Genomic DNA, 17,214 nt, shown 5'->3' with positions numbered 1-17,214 from the left:
ACAGTACTGCATGGATTCAGGGTCGGCACGCCGACGTGTCCAAAATGGTCAGAGGGCGCGCTCTCCCGGCCTTGACCAGGGAAAACGCGCCCTCGTTCCGCACGCCGCGGGAGCGGCCGGGATCAGCGGTCGGTCGGTACGGCGATCTCGCCGTCCTCGTCGATCAGGTGGGCCAGAACGGCGTCGGGCAGGTAGGTCCGGTGCGGGTAGCCCGGGCCCCACGAGTTGAGGATCGGCACGGCGCCGAGCTCGTCGGCACGCGGGTTGGCGAGCACCGAGTGCACGTCGTCGACCGACTTCGCCCAGCGGAACGCCTTGATGCCCTGCTTGGCTTCGGCGGTGTACTTCTCGCGGGCGTGCCAGTCGTCGGCGGCGTAGGAGTCGTCCCACAGGACGTGCCCGGTGTCCTTGAGCACCTCGGCCGCGGCGCGGACCGACGTGCCGTTCTCGTCACCGGGGTTGGTCTCGGGCCACTCGTCGCGCTTCTTGGCCGAGTCCCAGAGCCAGCGGGCCGCGTACTCGCTGCCGTTGAAGATCGACATGCACCGCGACCAGCCGAAGCCGACACACGCGCCTTCGTGGCCCTGGTCGTAGAAGGCGTACCAGGCGTCGGTGTCCGGGGTGCCGCCCGGCTCGAGGCAGACGCAGTGGCCGCCGCGGATCCGGCCGAGCTTCTTGACGCCGGCCCTCGCGATGAAGAACTCGCCGGACTTCTCGTCCTGCTCCGGCTGGTCGAACGCCGAGTACCAGTTGACGCCGATCACGACCGGCGCCCGGGTGGGCCGGTCTTCGTCGGCCAGCGCGCCGAGCGGATACCTTTCCACGTGCCGCCAGTCATCCGGAATGAACCGGCCCAGGCGCGGGTCGGCCGGATCGGAACCGAGTGGGCGATAACGCATGACTTCCTCCTCCGTGCAGGCAAAAAATGCGCACACGCCGGCCGGATGGCATGCGCACCCCGAGCTCGAAGGCGGACTGAAACGTTGGCACGACGAAGAAAGACGGCCGAGCGCACCACCCTCCGGCCACACCGGACGCACCGGCGGAACCCCTCGAATCGAGTGTCGCACGACAACGGCGAACAAGAACCCGAACTCACCCGAACAGCGCACAAAAGGCGTTGAAAAAGTTTCTTCTCACTGCGCGGCCGACTATCGCGTTAACGATTTCCTGGCGGAGCAACAATCAGCGAATCAGATACGTCGTTTTCGGCATCGATTCGGTATCGGCACCGAGACCCGCCCCTTCGGGCAGTCCGAGGCCGATTTTTCACCGAAGCCGGGTCGGGCCGCCACCCGCGGGCAGGCCCGACCGGCCCGGAGCAGGTGGCGAAAACGCAGCCGAACGAACTGCCCGTCTCCGCGAGCCGGGCGTCAGTCCGGCACTCGCCGGAACCGCGGCACCCGGCCGGCGGGTGTCTCGACGGTCTCGGTGAACATCGGTGCCGGGCGCACCCACAGCCCCCGCTCGCCGTAGAGCGCCCGGTAGACCACCAGTTCCTCTTCGGACTCGCTGTGCCGGGCCACGCCCAGCACCTCGTACTCGCCGCCCTTGTAGTGGACGTACCGGCCCGGCTCCACCTCGGACACGTCAGAACAGCCGGAACTCGTCGGACTCGATGCCGCGCAGTTCGTCGTAGTCCAGGGTCAGGCAGCGGATCCCGCGGTCCTCCGCCAGGGTGCGGGCCTGCGGCTTGATGATCTGGGCCGCGAACACGCCCTGCACCGGGGCCAGGAGCGGGTCGCGGTTGAGCAGTTCCAGGTAGCGGGTCAGCTGCTCGACGCCGTCGATTTCGCCGCGGCGCTTGATCTCGACCGCCACCGACTTGCCGTCGGCGTCGCGGGCCATGATGTCGACCGGGCCGATGGCCGTGGGGAATTCGCGGCGGACCAGCGTGTAGCCGTCGCCGAGGGTCTTGATGTGCTCGGCCAGCAGTTCCTGCAGGTGGGCTTCCACGCCGTCCTTCTGCAGGCCCGGTTCCGCGCCCAGGGCCTGGGAGTAGTCGTGGAAGACCTCCTCGATCGAGATCACCAGCTTCTCGCCCTGTTTGTTCTCGACGATCCAGAGCTTGCCGTCCTCGATCAGCCAGCAGGGCGGGCTCATCCAGTTCAACGGCTTGTACGCACGGTCGTCGGAGTGCACCGACACCGAGCCGTCGGACTTGACGAGCAGCAGGCGGGTGGCCATCGGCAGGTGGGCGGTGAGCCGGCCGGCGTAGTCGACCTGGCACCGCGCGATCACGAGACGCACCCGAGGAGGGTAGGACAGGGTCGGTGATACTGGGCGCGTGGACCCCATTCAGCGTGTCGCGTCCCGCGAGGTGTACCGGAACAACTGGATGACGGTGCGGGAGGACGAGATCCGCCGCCCCGACGGCTCGCCGGGCATCTACGGTGTGATCGACAAGCCGTCGTACGCGCTGGTCATCGCCCAGGACGGCGACCGGTTCCGGCTGGTCGAGCAGTTCCGCTACCCGCTCGGCGAGCGGCGCTGGGAGTTCCCGCAGGGCACCGCGCCGGACCTGGCGGACGTGCCGCCCGCCGAACTCGCCGTGCGGGAGCTGCGCGAGGAGACCGGGTTGCGGGCCGGCTCGATGGTCCCGCTCGGCAAGCTCGACGTCGCCGCCGGCATGAGCAGCCAGCGCGGCTGGGTGTTCCTCGCCACGGACATCCACGAAGGCGAGCCGGAGCGCGAGCACGAGGAGCAGGACATGCGCAGCGCGTGGTTCGCGCGCGCGGACGTCGAGAAGATGATCCTCACCGGCGAGATCACCGACGCCCAGTCGATCGCCGCGTGGGCCCAGCTCCTGCTGTTCGAGCGGCACCGGCCCTGAGCATCCCCCGGATCACCAGGTGGTGGAACGGCTTGATCAGCGCGAAGTAGCGCGGGCCGACGCGGTTGTGGAAGTGCACGATGGTGCCGAGCCGGAAGCCGCCTGGCACCGCTTCGGCCGTCAGGTAGCCGGTCAGGTGGCTGTCGTCCACGCCCGCCACCAGGTACCGCTCCGGATCGCCCGCCCGCACGGTGAAGAACGCGATCCGGTGGCCGGGCGCGAACCCGACGTCCTCGGGCCGGAGCCGGCCGGTCCGCGGCACCGACGCGGTGTCCAGCCGCAGGGCCTTCGCGAGCAGGTACCGGACGCCGAAGAGCCCTTTCACCCACCACGGCGACCAGCCGAACACGCCCGCGACGAACTCGCGCAGGCTGTTCTCGCTCGCGATCTCCTTGAATTCGACGTAGTCGGCGCCGTCGAGAAAAGGTTCGGTCATTTCCGTCTCCCCAGTACGAGTTCCAGTGCGTTCCTGAGCTGCCGGCCGGTCAGCGGCGGCACGACCTGCCCGGCGCCGACGACGATCAGGTACAGCGCCTGCGCGAGAGCGGCGTCGCCGCTGATCTCGGTCAGGTAGGCCACGCGGGTCCGGTCGACGCGCTCCTGGACCGCCCGCGCTTCGACGTCCTGCAGGGCCCACGCCCGGACGGCGATCTCCAGCTCCGGCCCGGGACCGGGCGCCAGGACGAGCCCCAGCAACGCGCTCAGCCGGTCACCTTCCGCCGCTTCGGCCTGCTCCACGAACCGCGTGGTGCGTTCGGCCTCGAAGTGCTCCAGCAGGGCGGTGCGGTAGCCGCTCATGCCCTTGAAGTGGTGGTAGAAGGAGCCTTTCGACAGCCCGAGGCGCTCGGTGAGCCGCTCGATGGTCACCGACGGCGCGCCCCGCTCCGCCAGCAGCACCAGCCCCGCGTCCAGCCAGTCCCGTTTGCCCGCCATGGCCATACCATACCGTATGGTACGGTCAGCGGCCACGACAGAAGAAGCCGAAGCGGCCCGGGCTCAGTCGGGCCAGGAGGGCTTGCGCTTCTCCAGGAACGCCGCCCTGCCTTCGCGGGCGCCGGGCAGCTGGGACGCCGCGGCCATGACCTCCAGCGCGATCGCGTAGGCGTCGGCCTCGGGGCGGTCGAGCTGGGCGTAGAGCGTCACCTTGCCCATCGACTTGCTGGCCCGGCTGCCGCGCGTCGCCCGCGACAGCAGGTCCCCGACGGCGTCGTCGAGCTGTTCGTCGGGCACCACGCAGTTGACCAGGCCCCAGTCGAGCGCGGTCGCCGCGTCGATGGTGTCGCCGGTCAGCGCCAGCTCCATCAGGCGCTTGCGGCCGATCGAGCGCGCCACCGGGACCGCCGGCGTGTGGCAGAACCAGCCGCCCTTGCCACCTGGCAGCGCGAAGCCCGCCGACTCGGCGGCCACGGCCAGGTCGCACGACGCCACGAGCTGACAGCCCGCCGCGGTGGCCAGGCCGTGCACCCGCGCGACGACCACCTGCGGGATCGACTGCATCGTCCGCATCAGGTCCGTGCACAACGTGAGCAGCTCGCGCACGCCCATCAGATCCCGGTCGGCGACGTCGCCGAAGTCGTGGCCGGCGGAGAACACCGGGCCCGCGCCGGCCAGCACGACGCCGGTCGCGTCGGACGTCCCCGCCGCGCGGAACGCGGCGAGCAGCTCGGCGAGGTGGTCCGCGGACAGCGAGTTGCGCCGCGCCGGCCGGTTCATGGTGATCGTGACGGTGTCGCCGTCCCGGCTCATCAGGAGGTGCTCGTACATTCCCCGACCGTAGCCCCTCCGGACCGGAACGTACGCCGGTAGCTGTCGGGACCGACGCCGACCTCGGCGCGCATCCGGCGCCGCAGGTTGGCCGCCGTGCCCAGCCCGGACCGTTCGGCGACGCGCCCGACCGGCAGTGACGTCGTCTCCAGCAGCCGCTGCGCGTACCGGACGCGCTGGACCCGCAGCCAGCGGCCCGGTGTCACGCCGGCGGCCGCGGCGAACTCGCGGTGGAAGGTCCGTTCGCTCATCCGCGCGTGCCCGACCAGGTCCTCGACGCCGATGCCGTCCCCGAGCCGCGCCAGCGCCCAGTCCATTGTGGACGCCATGCCGGGCTGGGCCGCCGACGGCGGCAGCGGGTTGTCGACGTATTGGCGCTGCCCGCCTTCGCGTGCCGGTGGCATCACCAGGCGCCGGGCGAGCGCGGCGGCGACGTCCGCGCCGTGGTCGCGCCGGACCAGGTACAGGCAGAGGTCGAGGCCGCCGACGACGCCCGCGGACGTCAGGACACCGCCGTCGTCGGTGTAGAGCACGTCGCGGTGGAGGTCCGCGCGCGGGGCGACGCGGGCGAGGGCGTCGAGGTCGCGCCAGTGCGTGGTCGCCGGGCGGCCGTCGAGCAGGCCGGCGGCGGCGAGGGTGAACGCGCCGGAGCACAACCCGGCGACGGTCGCCCCGGCTCGGTGTGCCCGGCGCAGCGCCGCGACGGCGGAGGGCGGCACCGGGGCCAAGGGATCATCGCGGCCCGGCGCCAGCACGAGGTCGCAGCCGTCGAGCCCGGCGAGGCCGTGCGTGGCCGCGACGTCCCCGAACGGCGAAACCGCGGTTCGCACCCGGCCGGCCCGGCACAGCCGGACGGTGAACGGGCCGATGCCGCTGTCGGTCCGGTCCTGGCCCCAGACCTCACCGATCACCGCGAGGTCGAACATCCGGGTGCCCGGCAGCAGGAGGACACCGATGGTGCGCATGGCAGAAAAGTACCGCATCGCGCGTCTTCTGCCACTCCCCTCGCGCCTTCGGGACCGCGAGACTCGACGGCATGACCGAAACGGCACTCATCCTGATCGACGTCCAGCGCGGGTTCGACGACCCGGAGTTCTGGGGCCCGCGCAACAACCCGGGCGCCGAAGCGAACATGAAGGCCCTGCTCGACGCGTGGCAGGAGCGGCGGCTCCCGGTGGTGCTCGTGCACCACGATTCGCCGAAGCCCGGCTCGCCGCTGCGCCCGGGCCAGCCGGGCAACGACTTCAAGCCCGAACTCGACGGCGCACGGCCGGACCTCGTGTTCGGCAAGAAGGTCAACTCGGCCTTCATCGGCGACGTCGACCTCGACGCGTGGCTGCGCAAGCGCGGCATCACGAGCTTCGTCCTGGCCGGCATCCAGACGAACTTCTGCTGCGAAACCACCGCGCGGATGGGCGGGAACCTCGGCTACGACGTCACTTTCGCCCTCGACGCCACGTTCACGTTCGACCTCGAAGGCCCCGACGGCAGCGTGCTCGCCGCCGATGAGCTGTACCGCGCGACGGCGACGAACTTGCACGGTGGCGGCTTCGCCACCGTGAAGTCCACAAAGGACGTACTGGCGGAACTCAGCTGAGGCCGTGCCGCTCGCGGATCAGGCTGACGATGCCGTCCATGATCCCGGTGAGCTCGTAGTCCTTGGGCGTGAACACCCGGGCGATGCCGCGTTCGGCCAGGAGCGCGGCGTCGTCCGGCGGGATGATGCCGCCGACGATCACCGGCACGTCGCCCGCCCCCGCGGCGCGCAGGCCGTCGACGACGTGCGGGACGACCTCGAGGTGGGAACCGGAGAGCACGGAGAGCCCGACGACGTGCACGCCTTCCTGCACCGCGGCCGCGACGATCTGCTCGGGCGTCAGCCGGATGCCCTGGTAGATGACCTCGAAGCCGACGTCGCGCGCCCGGACGGCGACCTGCTCGGCGCCGTTGGAGTGCCCGTCGAGGCCGGGCTTGCCGACCAGGATCCGCAGCCGCTCGCCCAGTTCCGCCTCGGTTTCCCGGACCCGCGCGCGCACCCGCTCCAGCTCCGGGTCGCCCACCCCGGCGACCGCGGAGGCGGAAACGCCGGTGGGCGCGCGGTATTCGCCGAACACCTCGCGCAGCGCGCCGGCCCACTCGCCGGTGGTCACGCCGGCCCGCGCACAGTCCACAGTGGCCTCGAAGAGGTTTTCCGTGGTCTGCGCGCGTTCCTTAAGCGTCGCCAGCGACCGTTCGACGGCCTCGTTGTCGCGCTGGGTACGCCATTCCTCGATCGCGGTGACGGCGGCCTTCTCGACGGCGGGGTCGATCGTCTCGATCGCCTTCGCGCCCTCGGCCTGCAGCGGTGACGGCTCGGTCGTCCCGAACTTGTTGACCCCGACCAGGACCCGCTCGCCGTTCTCCATCTCGCGGCGGTACTCGGCCAGCGACGCGACCAGCTGCGACTTCATGTAGCCGCTCTCGACCGCGGCGACCGCGCCGCCGAGGTCCTGCACGCGCGCGATCTCCTCGCGGGCGCCGGCCATGATCTCGTCGACCTTGGCCTGGATGACGTGCGAGCCGTCGAAGATGTCCTCGTACTCCAGCAGGTCGGTCTCGAAGGCGAGCACCTGCTGCATCCGCAGCGCCCACTGCTGGTCCCACGGCCGGGGCAGGCCGAGGGCTTCGTTCCACGCGGGCAGCTGGATCGCGCGGGCGCGGGCGCCGCGGGAGAGCGACACCGCGAGCATCTCCAGCACGATCCGCTGGACGTTGTTCTCCGGCTGGGCTTCGGTCAGCCCGAGCGAGTTGACCTGCACGCCGTAGCGCAGCCGGCGGGCCTTGGGATCCGTGACGCCGTAGCGGTCGCGGGTGAGCTCGTCCCAGAGCGCGGTGAACGCGCGCATCTTGGACATCTCCTCGACGAACCGGACCCCGGCGTTGACGAAGAAGGAGATCCGCGCGACGACCTTCGCCATGTCGGCCTCGTCGACCTGTCCCGAGTCGCGGACCGCGTCGAGCACGGCGATCGCGGTGCAGAGCGCGTACGCGACCTCCTGCGTCGGCGTCGCCCCGGCTTCCTGCAGGTGGTAGCTGCAGATGTTGATCGGGTTCCACTTGGGGACGTGGTGCACGGTCCAGGCGATCACGTCGGTGATCAGCCGCAGGCTCGGCCCGGGCGGGAAGATGTAGGTCCCGCGGGACAGGTACTCCTTGATGATGTCGTTCTGCGTGGTGCCGGCGAGCCTCGCGAGGACCTCGTCGACGTCGCGCCCCTCGGCCTCGGCCTGCTCGCGGGCCACGGAGACGTACAGCGCGAGCAGCCACATGGCCGGCGCGTTGATGGTCATCGACGTGTTCGCTTCGGCGAGTGGGATGCCGTCGAAGAGCCGCCGCATGTCGCCGAGGTGCGACACCGGGACACCGACCTTGCCGACCTCACCGCGGGCGAGCTGGTGGTCCGGGTCGTAGCCGGTCTGGGTGGGCAGGTCGAAGGCCACCGAAAGGCCGGTCTGCCCCTTGGCGAGGTTGCGCCGGTAGAGCTCGTTCGACGCGGCCGCGGAGGAGTGCCCCGCGTACGTGCGCATCACCCAGGGGCGATCCCGCTCGTTGTCGGATGGGTACGGCACTGGGCACCTCCGGCGGTGGACGTTTCGTCGAGTGTACCGACCGGTAACTTATGGTGGCAGTGCAATCGGACACGTCAGGGTGACGTCAGTCCGCAGCCTGCTCCTGCACGATCAGGTCGCGCAACCCGTCGACGTCCGGCACGTCGAACAGCTCGATCGGGGCCGGTTCTCCCTGCTTCGGCAGCGAGTAGCCGAGCAGGTACACGGACCCGTGCCGCCTCGTGAGCGTGAGCCTGCCGCCGCCGTCCTCGTCGCGCCGGACGACCGGCGACTCCAGGTCACCCAGGTATTCGCACGCGCGGGTATGGCCCGAGACGCGGTCGGCCACCACGACCCGCTGGTCGGTCACCGCGTACACCTCGCGGCGCGTCCTGCGCAGCCGCCAGAGCACCGGCCCCCAGACGATGGCGAGCCCGATGATCCCGAAGGTCACGGCCGCCCCGAGGGACGACACCCCGATGGCGGCGGCGAAGGCCGAGACCATGAACGAGCCGAAGACGATGCGGAACCACTCGAGACCCGTCGGGGCGATCCGCCGCGGCCGTCCCGACCACAGCAGCCGCTCACCCGGCTCCAGGGCGATCAGCGGTTCTTTCACGGCGACCTCCTCCATACCGGGCTGACGCTCCGGGAGGCCGTGCGGGTTGCCCGATCAGGCAGCCGAACTGTCCGCTTCCGGCGGGGCCTGGCGGGCCTTGGCCTCGTCGATCGCCTTGGTGAGCAGGTCGCGGACCCGCTTGGGCTCGCCGACGCCCATCAGCGTCACCGTTCCCGGCCCGAAGGCGATGGTCCCGGTGCGGGACGGCCCCGCCTTGAGGACCGGCGCCGGCAGGCCGGCCAGCTCGCTGGAGCGTTCCTTCTGCCGGAACAGGCCCGAGCGCGCGATGATCCGGCTGTCCGTCACCGCGTAGGTCGTGCGCCCGAGCGCGAGGTAGCGGACGGCCGACCGGCCGACCGCGCCGTAGAGGCCGAGCACCAGCGCCACCACGGCCGCGGCCATCGTGAGGCCGCTCGGCTGCTTCGTGAGCAGAAACCAGAGGGAGGCGGCGGCGAGGACGAGCCCGGCCGGGGCGATCAGCCCGTCCGCGGCGACGTAGAGCGGGCGCTGGACCGGCTCCCCCGCCCAGAGCACGCGTTCACCGGGCAGAAGATCGATTTCGCCTGCTGACATGGCCGAACACTACTCTGCCGAGGCCTCTCCCGCCGAGTCCCGCGCGCGGCGGACGCGGTCTTGCACCCTCTGTGCGTGGTTGATCGCGCTCAGCCAGAGCAGGTTCCCGCCGGTCGGACTGTGTGACCGAAAACTGCGAGACCCGGCCCTGTCACGTCGGTTAGCGTCAGTAGCCGTGACGTGGAGTTCGTACGGGAGTTACCTGGTCATCGTGGTCCTGATCGTCCTCGCACCGGGGCCGGACACGATGGTGATGCTCAAGAACGCGCTGTCCGGCGGGTTCCGGGGCGGGCTGCTCGCGTCGCTGGGCATCTTCGCCGGCAACGCCGTGCAGGGCAGCGCGGCGGCGCTGGGTCTCGGCGTCCTCATCGCCCGGTCGCAGCCGGTGTTCCTCGCGCTCAAGTGGGCCGGCGCGGCGTACCTCGTCTTCCTCGGTTTCCAGGCCCTGCGCGGCGCGTTCCGCGGCAACTACCAGGCCGTCGAAGAGGCCCAGCGACGCCGGGGCGGCGGCTTCCGGCGGTTCCGCGAGGGCTTCCTCTCCAACATCACCAACCCGAAGGTGCTGGTGCTGTACCTGTCCGTGCTGCCGCAGTTCCTCGACCCGGCCCGCACGACGACGTGGGACGCGCTCGCGCTGGCCTACACCGTCGCGGTCCTCGGCGTGCTGTGGCTGCTGGTGCTGCTGGTGTTCGTGCACCGCGTGCGGGCGTGGCTGGAACGCCGCCGGGTGCGCCGCGCGCTGGACGGCATCACCGGCACGGCGCTGCTCGGTTTCGGCGCGGCACTGGCCCTGGAGTCCTGATGACCTGGAGCACTTACGCGGGTTTCGCCGGGCTGATGGCGTTCCTGGCGATGATGCCGGGCCCGGACACGATGGTGGTGCTGAAGAACGCCCTGACCGGCGGCGCCCGCGGCGGCGGCTGGGCGTGCGCCGGGATCACGGTCGCGAACTTCCTCCAGGGAACGGCGGCGGCACTGGGGCTGGGCGCGGTGATCACGCGGTACCAGCCGGTGTTCGAGACGGTGAAGTGGCTCGGGGCCGCTTACCTGGTCTTCCTGGGCGTCCAGGCCCTCCGCGGCGCCTGGCGCGGAAACTACGAGGGCCTGGACGACGCCCGGAAGGCCCGCGCCTCCCGGGGACGGCGGTTCCGGGAAGGGTTCCTGTCCAACATCACCAACCCGAAGGTGATCGTGCTGTACCTGTCGGTGCTCCCGCAGTTCCTGACACCGGGGGTGACGGACCAGGCGGACGCGCTGCTGCTGGCGTACACGGTGGCGGCGTTGGGCGTGGTGTGGCAGGTGTTGCTGTTGTTCTTCGTGCACCGGGTACGGGGCTGGTTGCAGCAGCGCAAGGTCCGCCGGGTGATGGACGGCGCCACGGGCACGGCCCTGGTGGGCTTCGGCGCCGCGTTGGCTCTCGAAGGCTAAAGCGTCCGGTCCAGCCAGTCGTAGATGCGGCCCGCCGCCAGGCGCTGGGCTCCGACGTGGCAGTGCGCGTCCGCTCCCTCCTCCGCCGTGAACGTCAGCAGCGTCTTCGGCGCCTTCAGGTGCCGGAACAGCCGCCGGGGTTCGGTCTCCTGCGTGCCGCCGAAGAACAGGTCGTCCGCCGCTTCGCAGACCAGGACCGGGCAGGTGATCTTCTCCGCGACGCCGTCCTCGAGCGTGTACTCCAGGTACTTCGCGATGAACTCGCGGTCGGTCGCCGCGCCCAGGACGTAGCGGCCGTGGTCGCACGCCCAGCGCAGCGTCGGGCTCGCGGCACGGCCCGCCGCCAGCAGCGCGTCGAACTCGTCGTCCTGGAGCGCCCGGGCTCGGCGCACGATCTCCTCGCGTGGCCAGGGCAGCAGAGCCGTCACCGCCGCGCCCGCGTCGTACACGCCGTCCACCGCGGCCACCGCCGCCAGGCGGGGCTCGAACGCCGCCGCTCGCGGGGCCAGCATGCCGCCCAGGCTCACCCCCAGCAGCGCGATGCGGGCCGGGTCGACTCCGTCGAGGGCGAGCGCGAAGTCCACCACCGGCGTCACCACGTGCTCCCAGTCCGGGCGGAACACGAGCTTCTCGTGCCGGATCGCGCTCGGCTGGCCCGGGCCGTCGAACGTCAGGACGTGGTAACCGTGCGAAGCGCCCGCCGCCGCGCCCAGGAAGTGGCATTCCTCGGCGCTGCCGTCGAATCCGTTGTGCATGATCAGCAACGGCTTCGGCCCGGAACCCGGCGCACGATAGAAATACCCGCGCAGAACCGTTCCCTCGTACGGGATTTCGACCGGTTCGGCCACCTCCGCGCGGCGGAAGCACTCGACGCTCCGGTCGTACGCCGCCGCGATGCGCGGGTCCGCCGGGTCGCCGTGGAGGAAGAACTCCGCCGAGAAGTAGTACGTCGACGCGCGCAGCAGCAGGTCGCGGGCGGTGACCGGGCCGGCGTCGGCCGCTTCGGCGTACAGGCGGTCGGCCAGGGCGCGGTAGGCGTCGTGCCAGCTGTCGTAGTCGCCCGGCGTCACCGTCGACGCCGCCGCGAGGACCTCGCCGAAGTCCGAGCCGCCGTAGGCCGCGTGGCCGAACAGGCGCAGGGTCTCGAACCAGAACTGCCGGTCTTCTTCGAACATCAGCTGCTTCATCGGATTTCCTCCTGCACAAAGGTTTCGAACGAACGGGCCGGCCGCCCGGTGACCTGCTCGACGACGGGGGTGACGCGGTCTTCGGCGCCGCGCCGGATGTCCTCGTCGAGGGCGGCCAGCACGCGGGCGAACTCGGCGGGGATCCCGGACGACGTCAGCAGTGCCGCGAAATCCGCGGTGCTCACCGGGCGGTGCCGCACCGGACGTCCGAGGTGCGCCGCCACGATCGCCGCCGCTTCGGCGTAACTCACCGCGGCCGGTCCGGTCAGGACGTGTTCGGTGTTGTGCGGTTCCGGGTCGGTCAGCGCCCGGACGGCGACCGCCGCGATGTCACCGGCATCGACGAACGCGACCCGCGCGTCGCCGGTGGCCGTGACGATCTCGCCGTCCCGCACGCCCTGGGCGACCAGGTGCTCGCCGGTGAAGTTCTGCATGAACCAGGACGGCTTCAGCACCGCCCACTCCGGCGCCGCGCGCACCAGCCGCTGCAGGTCGCCCAGCCCCGGCGTGTCCGCAGTGACCGCCGACGAGCTGAGCAGGACGACTCGCCTCACGCCCGCATCGAGGGCCTCCGCCAAGAACGGCTCCACCAGCGCCGCGGGCGAAGCCTCGCCGATCGGGGCCAGCAGGTACACCGCCGAAACACCGTGCAGCGCGCGAGCGTGGGTCGACCGGTCCGCCCAGTCGAAGCGGACCTGACCGGCCTCGCCCGGCTTGCGCGTGGCCGCCCGGGCCGTGACGCCGTTCGCGCGCAGGCCCGCGACGACCCGGCGGCCGGTCGTGCCGGTGCCGCCGAGGACCAGGACGTCAGCCACCGAACGCCGCCGTCAGCTCTTCGACGCCGCCGAGGACTTCGGCCGCGGCCAGCGGGCTCCAGTAATCGCGGTAGGTGCGGATCTCGCCGTCCGAAACCGTGATCACGGCGATGTAGGAGAGCTCGTACGGCTTCCCCGTCGCCACCACCACGCCCGCCACGGTGAACTCGGCGACGACCACGGCCGGGTCGGTGGTTTCGTGCACGGTCTTCGCCGTCACCTCCCGGATGTCCAGCAGGTTCGGGTAGTCGCGCAGGTACTCGCGGATCGCTTCGCGCCCTTCGACGCGTTTCGGGTAGCCCGGGCCGGCGAACGGGAACTCGAGGACGCCGTCCTCGGCCCAGAGCCCGGCGAACCCGGCCATGTCGTGCTTCAGCAGCAGATCGAGCGCGTGCTCGACGAAGTCGCGCATCGCAGCCTCCTTCGACGTTCGGACGAGACGGTACCGTCCCGACGTCATCCACCATAGACGGGACGGTACCGTCTCGTCCACCCGCTAGACTGCGTTCCATGGCACGCACCCCGACCGGCGCCGCGGTCCTCCAGCCCGAGGTCACGCAGGCGATCACCGACGCCGTCCTGCACGAACTGGCCGAGCAGGGGTACGGGCGGCTGTCCATGGAAGCGGTGGCCAAGCGCGCCGGCGTGGGCAAAAGCGCGCTCTACCGGCGCTGGCGGTCGAAGCACGAGATGATCACCGCGGTCGTCGCGGAGTTCAGCGTGACCCGCGCGGCCGACGTCGACACCGGCTCACTGCGCGGCGACCTGCGCGAAACGATGCAGGCCCTGATCGACTGGCTGACGCACCCGCTGTTTTCGCGGATCCTGCCGGACCTGGTCGCCGAGGGCGTGCGGAACCCCGAGACCGCGGAAAGCACGCGCACGAGCATCGGCGGGCCGCGGCGGGAGGTCGGCGAGGCCATGCTGCGCCGGGCGATCGCGCGCGGCGAACTGCCCGAGGACCTCGACCTGGAGATGGGGCTCGACGTCCTGGCCGCGCCGATCTACTGGCGGCTGGTGGTCCGGCAGGCCGCAGCCGAGCCGGACTACCTGGACCGGCTGGTGAGCTACGCCCTGCGCGCACTGGGCGCGCAGGGCGCCTGACTCAGCTCCGGTCGGGCTCGCCCGCGACGCGCTTGATGTTCGCGCCCAGGCGGTTGAGGTTCTCGACGAAGTGCGGGTAGCCGCGGTCGATGTGGAAGACGTCCCAGACCTCGGTGACGCCGTCCGCGCACAGGCCCGCGAGCACCAGCCCGGCGCCCGCGCGGATGTCCGACGCCCAGACCGGCGCGCTCGAGAGCTTCTCGACGCCGCGGACCACCGCGTGGTGGCCGTCCGTGCGGGCGTCGCCGGAGAGACGGACCATCTCCTCGATGAAGCGGAAGCGTGCCTCGTAGACGTTCTCGGTGATCATCGACGTGCCCTCGGACACGGCCGACAGCGCCACCGCGAACGGCTGCAGGTCGGTCGCGAAGCCGGGGTACGGCAGCGTCACCCAGTCGACCGCCTTCGGGCGTTCCGGCTGGACCACGCGGAAACCCTTGTCGCCGAAGGTTTCGACGTCCGCGCCGGCCAGCTGCAGCTTGTTCAGCACCAGGTCGAGGTGGTGCGGGTTGACCCCGCGGACGGTGATGTCGCCGCGGGTCATCGAGGCGGCGAACGCCCAGGTCGCGCCCACGATCCGGTCGCCGATGACGCTGTGCGTGGTCGGGTGCAGCTGCTCCACGCCGTGCACGGTCAGCGTCGACGTCCCGGCGCCTTCGATCTTCGCGCCCATCTCGATCAGCATCGTGCAGATGTCGACGATCTCCGGCTCGCGCGCGCAGTTGTCGATGACCGTGGTGCCCTCGGCCAGCACGGCCGCCATCAGGATGTTCTCGGTCGCGCCGACGCTCGGGAAGTCCAGCCAGATCTGCGCGCCGACCAGCGTCTCGGCCTTCGCGACGACGCAGCCGTGCTCGATCGTGCTCGTCGCGCCCAGCTTGCGCAGGCCGTTCTGGTGCATGTCCAGCGGGCGCGAGCCGATCGCGTCACCGCCCGGCAGCGCCACGACGGCCTGCTTCAGCCGGCCGACCAGCGGCCCCAGCACGCAGACGGACGCGCGCAGCTTGCCCATCGCCGCCGAGTCCGCGCGGTGCGACAGTTCGGCCGGCGTCGTGATGGTGGCCGTGTCGCCCTCGATGACGACCTCGCAGCCGACGCTCCGCAGCACGTCGCCCATCAGCGGGACGTCGAGGATCTGCGGGCAGTTCGTGATGGTCGTGGTGCCCTCGGCCAGCAGGGCCGCGGCCATCAGCTTCAGCACGCTGTTCTTGGCGCCGACCACGTCGACCTCGCCGACCAGCCGGGCTCCGCCATGCACGTCGAAGTGCTCGCTCATGGCCGCCAATCATGCCCTCTCGCCCGGATTCGGCCCGGGCGGGGGCCGCTATGGTGGGTCCATGGTCGTTCGCATCAACCGCGTGTACACGAAGGTCGGCGACGGCGGCACGACCGCGCTCGGCGACGGGTCCCGCGTGCCGAAGACGTCCCCGCGGCTGGGCGCGTACGCGGACACGGACGAGACGAACTCGGTGCTCGGCCTGGCGATCGCGGTCGGCTCGCTGCCGGCCGAAGTGACGGACGTCCTGCGCACGATCCAGAACGATCTTTTCGACGTCGGCGCGGACCTCTGCCTGCCGATCTCGGACGACCCGCCGTACCCGCCGCTGCGGATCACCGAGAAGTACGTCGAACGGCTCGAAGGCTGGTGCGACGAGTTCAACGAGCGCCTGCCGAAGCTGACGTCGTTCATCCTGCCGGGCGGGACGCCGGGTGCGGCGTTCCTGCACCAGGCGCGGACGGTGGCCCGCCGGGCGGAGCGGTCGGCCTGGGCCCTGCACGAGGCGGAGCCCGAGGCGACCAACCCGATCGCGGTGAAGTACCTGAACCGGCTGTCGGACCTGCTGTTCATCCTCGCCCGGCTGGCGAACCCGGACGGCGACGTGCTGTGGCAGCCGGGCGGGCAGCCCTGACTCAGCCGCCGAGCTGAGCCGACCAGTAGCGGTCCAGGTCGGCGTCTTCCGGGGTCCCGTCGAAGCCCGGCTCCACCGGCTGCGTCGTGACCATGTCCTCCGGCTTCACGCGCTCCGGCAGCCGGGCGAAACGGCTTTCCTCGGTCATCAGATCCCCCAGCTCTCCCGCAGGGTCCCCAGCGCCTGGTGGAAGCCGGGGAAGGTCTTCTTCACGCACTCCGGATCATCCAGGGTGACGCCGTCGACCAGCAAGCCCGTGATGCTGAACGCCATCGCGATCCGGTGGTCGCGGCGGCACGCCACCAGGGTGCCCGTCGGCTCGCCCGGCTGGATCTCGATCCAGTCGCGGCCCGTCTCGACGGCGATCCCCATCGCGCGCAGGTTCTCTTCGCACGCGTCGAGGCGGTCGCACTCCTTGATGCGCGTGTTGTAGACGTCCTCGATGCGCACCGGGCCGGAAGCGAACGGCGCGATCGCCGCCAGGGTCGGGACCGTGTCCGAGATGTCGCGCATGTTCACCGTGATGCCGCGCAGGCCGTCCGACGGGCCCGCGACCGTCACCGAGTCCGGCGTCAGGTCGACGTGGGCGCCCATCTCGCGCAGGACGTCGGCGAACTTCACGTCCCCCTGCAGGGCGTCGGAACCCAGCCCCGGGATGGTCACCGTGCGACCGGTGACCGCCGCCGCGGCCAGGAAGTAGCTGGCCGTCGACGCGTCCGGCTCCACCGGGTACTCGCACGCGCGGTACGGCTGCGCCGGGACCACGAACGTCTGCCCCTCGCGGCGGACGTCGACGCCGAAGCGGCGCATCATCTCCAGGGTGATCTCGACGTACGGCACCGACACGAGGTCGGTCACCGTGATCCGCAGGCCCTCCGCGGTCAGCGGCCCGACCAGCAGCAACGCCGTCAGGAACTGCGACGACAGGCCCGCGTCGAGGGTCAGCTCACCGCCCTTGATGCCGTTCGCGCGGACCGTCAGCGGGTGGTGGCCCGGCTCGCCGCCGAACTCGAGGTCGACGCCCAGCTCCTGCAAGGCGTCGGTCAGCGGCCCGAGCGGGCGGCGGCGCATCTGGCCGGACGCGTCGAAGCGGAACGTCCCGGTGCCGGCCGCGGCCAGCGCGGGCAGGAACCGGGCCGTCGTGGCGCCGTCCCGGCAGAAGACGTCGGCTTCGGCGACCCCCGGGCCCTCCGGGCGGCCCTCGATGGTCCACTCGCCCGGCTGCCGGTCGACGCGGTACCCGAGCTTGACCAGGCCCTCGGCGAAGCCCTCCGTGTCGTCCGAGTGCAGCGGACGGCCGAGCACGGTGGTGCCGTGCGCGGCGGCGGCCAGGAACAGGCCACGGGCGGTGACGGACTTGGAGCCGGGGATCTCGACGAGGGTCACACCGCGAG

22 protein-coding genes are annotated in these 17,214 nt (G+C 71.3%); 6 read left to right on the top strand and 16 right to left on the bottom strand.

Translation table 11 applies throughout. From position 1 onward, the window contains the following. Positions 1-122: 122 nt before the first annotated feature. The 3 genes from CCN39_RS10380 to nucS form a co-directional block, all read right to left on the bottom strand. Positions 123-899: a hypothetical protein gene (locus CCN39_RS10380; protein ID WP_086840729.1), complete on the bottom strand. Its 777-nt coding sequence runs from the start codon at positions 897-899 to the stop codon at positions 123-125. 474 nt (positions 900-1,373) lie between these two features. Beyond that, positions 1,374-1,589 (bottom strand): DUF1653 domain-containing protein, encoded by a 216-nt coding sequence (locus CCN39_RS10375; RefSeq protein WP_244210714.1) that lies wholly within the window; start codon positions 1,587-1,589, stop codon positions 1,374-1,376. Position 1,590: 1 nt separating this feature from the next. Further along, positions 1,591-2,250: an endonuclease NucS gene (gene nucS, locus CCN39_RS10370; protein WP_014467679.1), complete on the bottom strand. Its 660-nt coding sequence runs from the start codon at positions 2,248-2,250 to the stop codon at positions 1,591-1,593. 37 nt (positions 2,251-2,287) lie between these two features. Between nucS and CCN39_RS10365 the strand changes: the two genes are divergently transcribed. Further along, a complete protein-coding gene (locus CCN39_RS10365; protein WP_086840727.1) occupies positions 2,288-2,833 on the top strand; it encodes an NUDIX domain-containing protein in 546 nt (181 codons plus the stop codon). Here CCN39_RS10365 and CCN39_RS10360 read toward each other — a convergent pair. The 4 genes from CCN39_RS10360 to CCN39_RS10345 all read right to left on the bottom strand — a co-directional run bounded on the left by CCN39_RS10360 (position 2,769) and on the right by CCN39_RS10345 (position 5,562). Beyond that, on the bottom strand, positions 2,769-3,269 hold the full coding sequence (locus tag CCN39_RS10360) for a DUF2867 domain-containing protein (RefSeq protein WP_086840725.1): 501 nt from the start codon (positions 3,267-3,269) through the stop codon (positions 2,769-2,771). The two genes, CCN39_RS10365 and CCN39_RS10360, sit on opposite strands and share 65 nt — an antisense overlap. Next, a complete protein-coding gene (locus CCN39_RS10355; protein WP_244210713.1) occupies positions 3,266-3,766 on the bottom strand; it encodes a TetR/AcrR family transcriptional regulator in 501 nt (166 codons plus the stop codon). Before CCN39_RS10355 ends, CCN39_RS10360 begins: the two co-directional genes overlap by 4 nt. A 63-nt stretch (positions 3,767-3,829) precedes the next feature. After that, positions 3,830-4,597, bottom strand: a complete 768-nt coding sequence (locus CCN39_RS10350; RefSeq protein WP_086840721.1) for an enoyl-CoA hydratase-related protein — start codon at positions 4,595-4,597, stop codon at positions 3,830-3,832. Beyond that, entirely contained in the window at positions 4,579-5,562 is a 984-nt protein-coding gene (locus CCN39_RS10345) for a GlxA family transcriptional regulator (RefSeq protein ID WP_086840719.1), read from the bottom strand. The genes CCN39_RS10350 and CCN39_RS10345 overlap by 19 nt, the downstream gene beginning before the upstream one ends. Positions 5,563-5,633: 71 nt before the next feature. On the opposite strand from CCN39_RS10345, the gene CCN39_RS10340 reads away from it, so the two are divergent. Next, the gene (locus tag CCN39_RS10340; RefSeq protein ID WP_086840718.1) at positions 5,634-6,194 is read left to right on the top strand and encodes a cysteine hydrolase family protein; all 561 of its coding nucleotides are present in this window, start codon (positions 5,634-5,636) and stop codon (positions 6,192-6,194) included. Here CCN39_RS10340 and CCN39_RS10335 read toward each other — a convergent pair. From CCN39_RS10335 to CCN39_RS10325, 3 genes are all read right to left on the bottom strand, one after another. Further along, a complete protein-coding gene (locus tag CCN39_RS10335; protein WP_086840716.1) occupies positions 6,187-8,205 on the bottom strand; it encodes a protein meaA in 2,019 nt (672 codons plus the stop codon). The two genes, CCN39_RS10340 and CCN39_RS10335, sit on opposite strands and share 8 nt — an antisense overlap. A gap of 85 nt (positions 8,206-8,290) precedes the next feature. Further along, positions 8,291-8,803, bottom strand: a complete 513-nt coding sequence (locus CCN39_RS10330) for a hypothetical protein (RefSeq protein WP_143264001.1) — start codon at positions 8,801-8,803, stop codon at positions 8,291-8,293. 54 nt (positions 8,804-8,857) lie between these two features. Next, complete coding sequence (locus tag CCN39_RS10325) at positions 8,858-9,376, bottom strand: PH domain-containing protein (RefSeq protein ID WP_086840712.1); 519 nt, start codon at positions 9,374-9,376, stop codon at positions 8,858-8,860. Between the two features lie 175 nt (positions 9,377-9,551). Here CCN39_RS10325 and CCN39_RS10320 point away from each other — a divergent pair, with 175 nt between their 5' ends. Both CCN39_RS10320 and CCN39_RS10315 read left to right on the top strand, forming a co-directional pair. Then, positions 9,552-10,178 (top strand): LysE family translocator, encoded by a 627-nt coding sequence (locus tag CCN39_RS10320; protein WP_086840710.1) that lies wholly within the window; start codon positions 9,552-9,554, stop codon positions 10,176-10,178. Further along, positions 10,178-10,804: a LysE family translocator gene (locus tag CCN39_RS10315; RefSeq protein ID WP_086840708.1), complete on the top strand. Its 627-nt coding sequence runs from the start codon at positions 10,178-10,180 to the stop codon at positions 10,802-10,804. Before CCN39_RS10320 ends, CCN39_RS10315 begins: the two co-directional genes overlap by 1 nt. Here the strand turns inward: CCN39_RS10315 and CCN39_RS10310 are convergent. From CCN39_RS10310 to CCN39_RS10300, 3 genes are read right to left on the bottom strand one after another with little or no spacing between them, the layout of a single operon-like run. Further along, on the bottom strand, positions 10,801-11,991 hold the full coding sequence (locus CCN39_RS10310; RefSeq protein ID WP_086840706.1) for an alpha/beta hydrolase family protein: 1,191 nt from the start codon (positions 11,989-11,991) through the stop codon (positions 10,801-10,803). The genes CCN39_RS10315 and CCN39_RS10310 overlap by 4 nt on opposite strands. After that, the gene (locus tag CCN39_RS10305; RefSeq protein ID WP_086840704.1) at positions 11,988-12,806 is read right to left on the bottom strand and encodes an NAD(P)H-binding protein; all 819 of its coding nucleotides are present in this window, start codon (positions 12,804-12,806) and stop codon (positions 11,988-11,990) included. Before CCN39_RS10305 ends, CCN39_RS10310 begins: the two co-directional genes overlap by 4 nt. Further along, positions 12,799-13,266, bottom strand: a complete 468-nt coding sequence (locus tag CCN39_RS10300; RefSeq protein ID WP_279629569.1) for a nuclear transport factor 2 family protein — start codon at positions 13,264-13,266, stop codon at positions 12,799-12,801. The genes CCN39_RS10305 and CCN39_RS10300 overlap by 8 nt, the downstream gene beginning before the upstream one ends. Positions 13,267-13,316: 50 nt before the next feature. Between CCN39_RS10300 and CCN39_RS10295 the strand changes: the two genes are divergently transcribed. After that, entirely contained in the window at positions 13,317-13,910 is a 594-nt protein-coding gene (locus CCN39_RS10295) for a TetR/AcrR family transcriptional regulator (protein ID WP_086840701.1), read from the top strand. Between the two features lies 1 nt (position 13,911). On the opposite strand, the gene murA is transcribed toward CCN39_RS10295, so the two are convergent. Then, positions 13,912-15,186, bottom strand: a complete 1,275-nt coding sequence (murA, locus tag CCN39_RS10290; RefSeq protein ID WP_086840699.1) for a UDP-N-acetylglucosamine 1-carboxyvinyltransferase — start codon at positions 15,184-15,186, stop codon at positions 13,912-13,914. 61 nt (positions 15,187-15,247) lie between these two features. Between murA and CCN39_RS10285 the strand changes: the two genes are divergently transcribed. Further along, positions 15,248-15,820, top strand: a complete 573-nt coding sequence (locus tag CCN39_RS10285) for a cob(I)yrinic acid a,c-diamide adenosyltransferase (protein ID WP_086840698.1) — start codon at positions 15,248-15,250, stop codon at positions 15,818-15,820. 1 nt (position 15,821) lies between these two features. Here CCN39_RS10285 and CCN39_RS50110 read toward each other — a convergent pair whose 3' ends face one another. Both CCN39_RS50110 and aroA read right to left on the bottom strand, forming a co-directional pair. Beyond that, entirely contained in the window at positions 15,822-15,968 is a 147-nt protein-coding gene (locus tag CCN39_RS50110; protein ID WP_158104497.1) for a hypothetical protein, read from the bottom strand. Continuing rightward, on the bottom strand, positions 15,968-17,206 hold the full coding sequence (gene aroA / locus CCN39_RS10280) for a 3-phosphoshikimate 1-carboxyvinyltransferase (RefSeq protein ID WP_086840696.1): 1,239 nt from the start codon (positions 17,204-17,206) through the stop codon (positions 15,968-15,970). The genes CCN39_RS50110 and aroA overlap by 1 nt, the downstream gene beginning before the upstream one ends. Positions 17,207-17,214: the final 8 nt, after the last annotated feature.

Origin of the sequence: Amycolatopsis kentuckyensis (genome assembly GCF_002155975.1) — a bacterium.
In the GTDB taxonomy this organism is placed as follows: Bacteria; Actinomycetota; Actinomycetes; order Mycobacteriales; family Pseudonocardiaceae; genus Amycolatopsis; species Amycolatopsis kentuckyensis.
This window is presented reverse-complemented; position numbering and strand designations above follow the sequence as displayed.

Coding starts and splice junctions, on each gene's coding strand:
- CCN39_RS10295 (WP_086840701.1), top strand. CDS start 13,317: ATGGCACGCACCCCGACCGGCGCCGCGGTCCTCCAGCCCGAGGTCACG.
- CCN39_RS10380 (WP_086840729.1), bottom strand. CDS start 899: ATGCGTTATCGCCCACTCGGTTCCGATCCGGCCGACCCGCGCCTGGGC.
- CCN39_RS10350 (WP_086840721.1), bottom strand. CDS start 4,597: ATGTACGAGCACCTCCTGATGAGCCGGGACGGCGACACCGTCACGATC.
- CCN39_RS10310 (WP_086840706.1), bottom strand. CDS start 11,991: ATGAAGCAGCTGATGTTCGAAGAAGACCGGCAGTTCTGGTTCGAGACC.
- CCN39_RS10345 (WP_086840719.1), bottom strand. CDS start 5,562: ATGCGCACCATCGGTGTCCTCCTGCTGCCGGGCACCCGGATGTTCGAC.
- CCN39_RS10300 (WP_279629569.1), bottom strand. CDS start 13,266: ATGACGTCGGGACGGTACCGTCTCGTCCGAACGTCGAAGGAGGCTGCG.
- CCN39_RS10285 (WP_086840698.1), top strand. CDS start 15,248: ATGGTCGTTCGCATCAACCGCGTGTACACGAAGGTCGGCGACGGCGGC.
- CCN39_RS10315 (WP_086840708.1), top strand. CDS start 10,178: ATGACCTGGAGCACTTACGCGGGTTTCGCCGGGCTGATGGCGTTCCTG.
- murA (WP_086840699.1), bottom strand. CDS start 15,186: ATGAGCGAGCACTTCGACGTGCATGGCGGAGCCCGGCTGGTCGGCGAG.
- CCN39_RS50110 (WP_158104497.1), bottom strand. CDS start 15,968: ATGACCGAGGAAAGCCGTTTCGCCCGGCTGCCGGAGCGCGTGAAGCCG.
- CCN39_RS10355 (WP_244210713.1), bottom strand. CDS start 3,766: ATGGCGGGCAAACGGGACTGGCTGGACGCGGGGCTGGTGCTGCTGGCG.
- CCN39_RS10325 (WP_086840712.1), bottom strand. CDS start 9,376: ATGTCAGCAGGCGAAATCGATCTTCTGCCCGGTGAACGCGTGCTCTGG.
- CCN39_RS10360 (WP_086840725.1), bottom strand. CDS start 3,269: ATGACCGAACCTTTTCTCGACGGCGCCGACTACGTCGAATTCAAGGAG.
- CCN39_RS10340 (WP_086840718.1), top strand. CDS start 5,634: ATGACCGAAACGGCACTCATCCTGATCGACGTCCAGCGCGGGTTCGAC.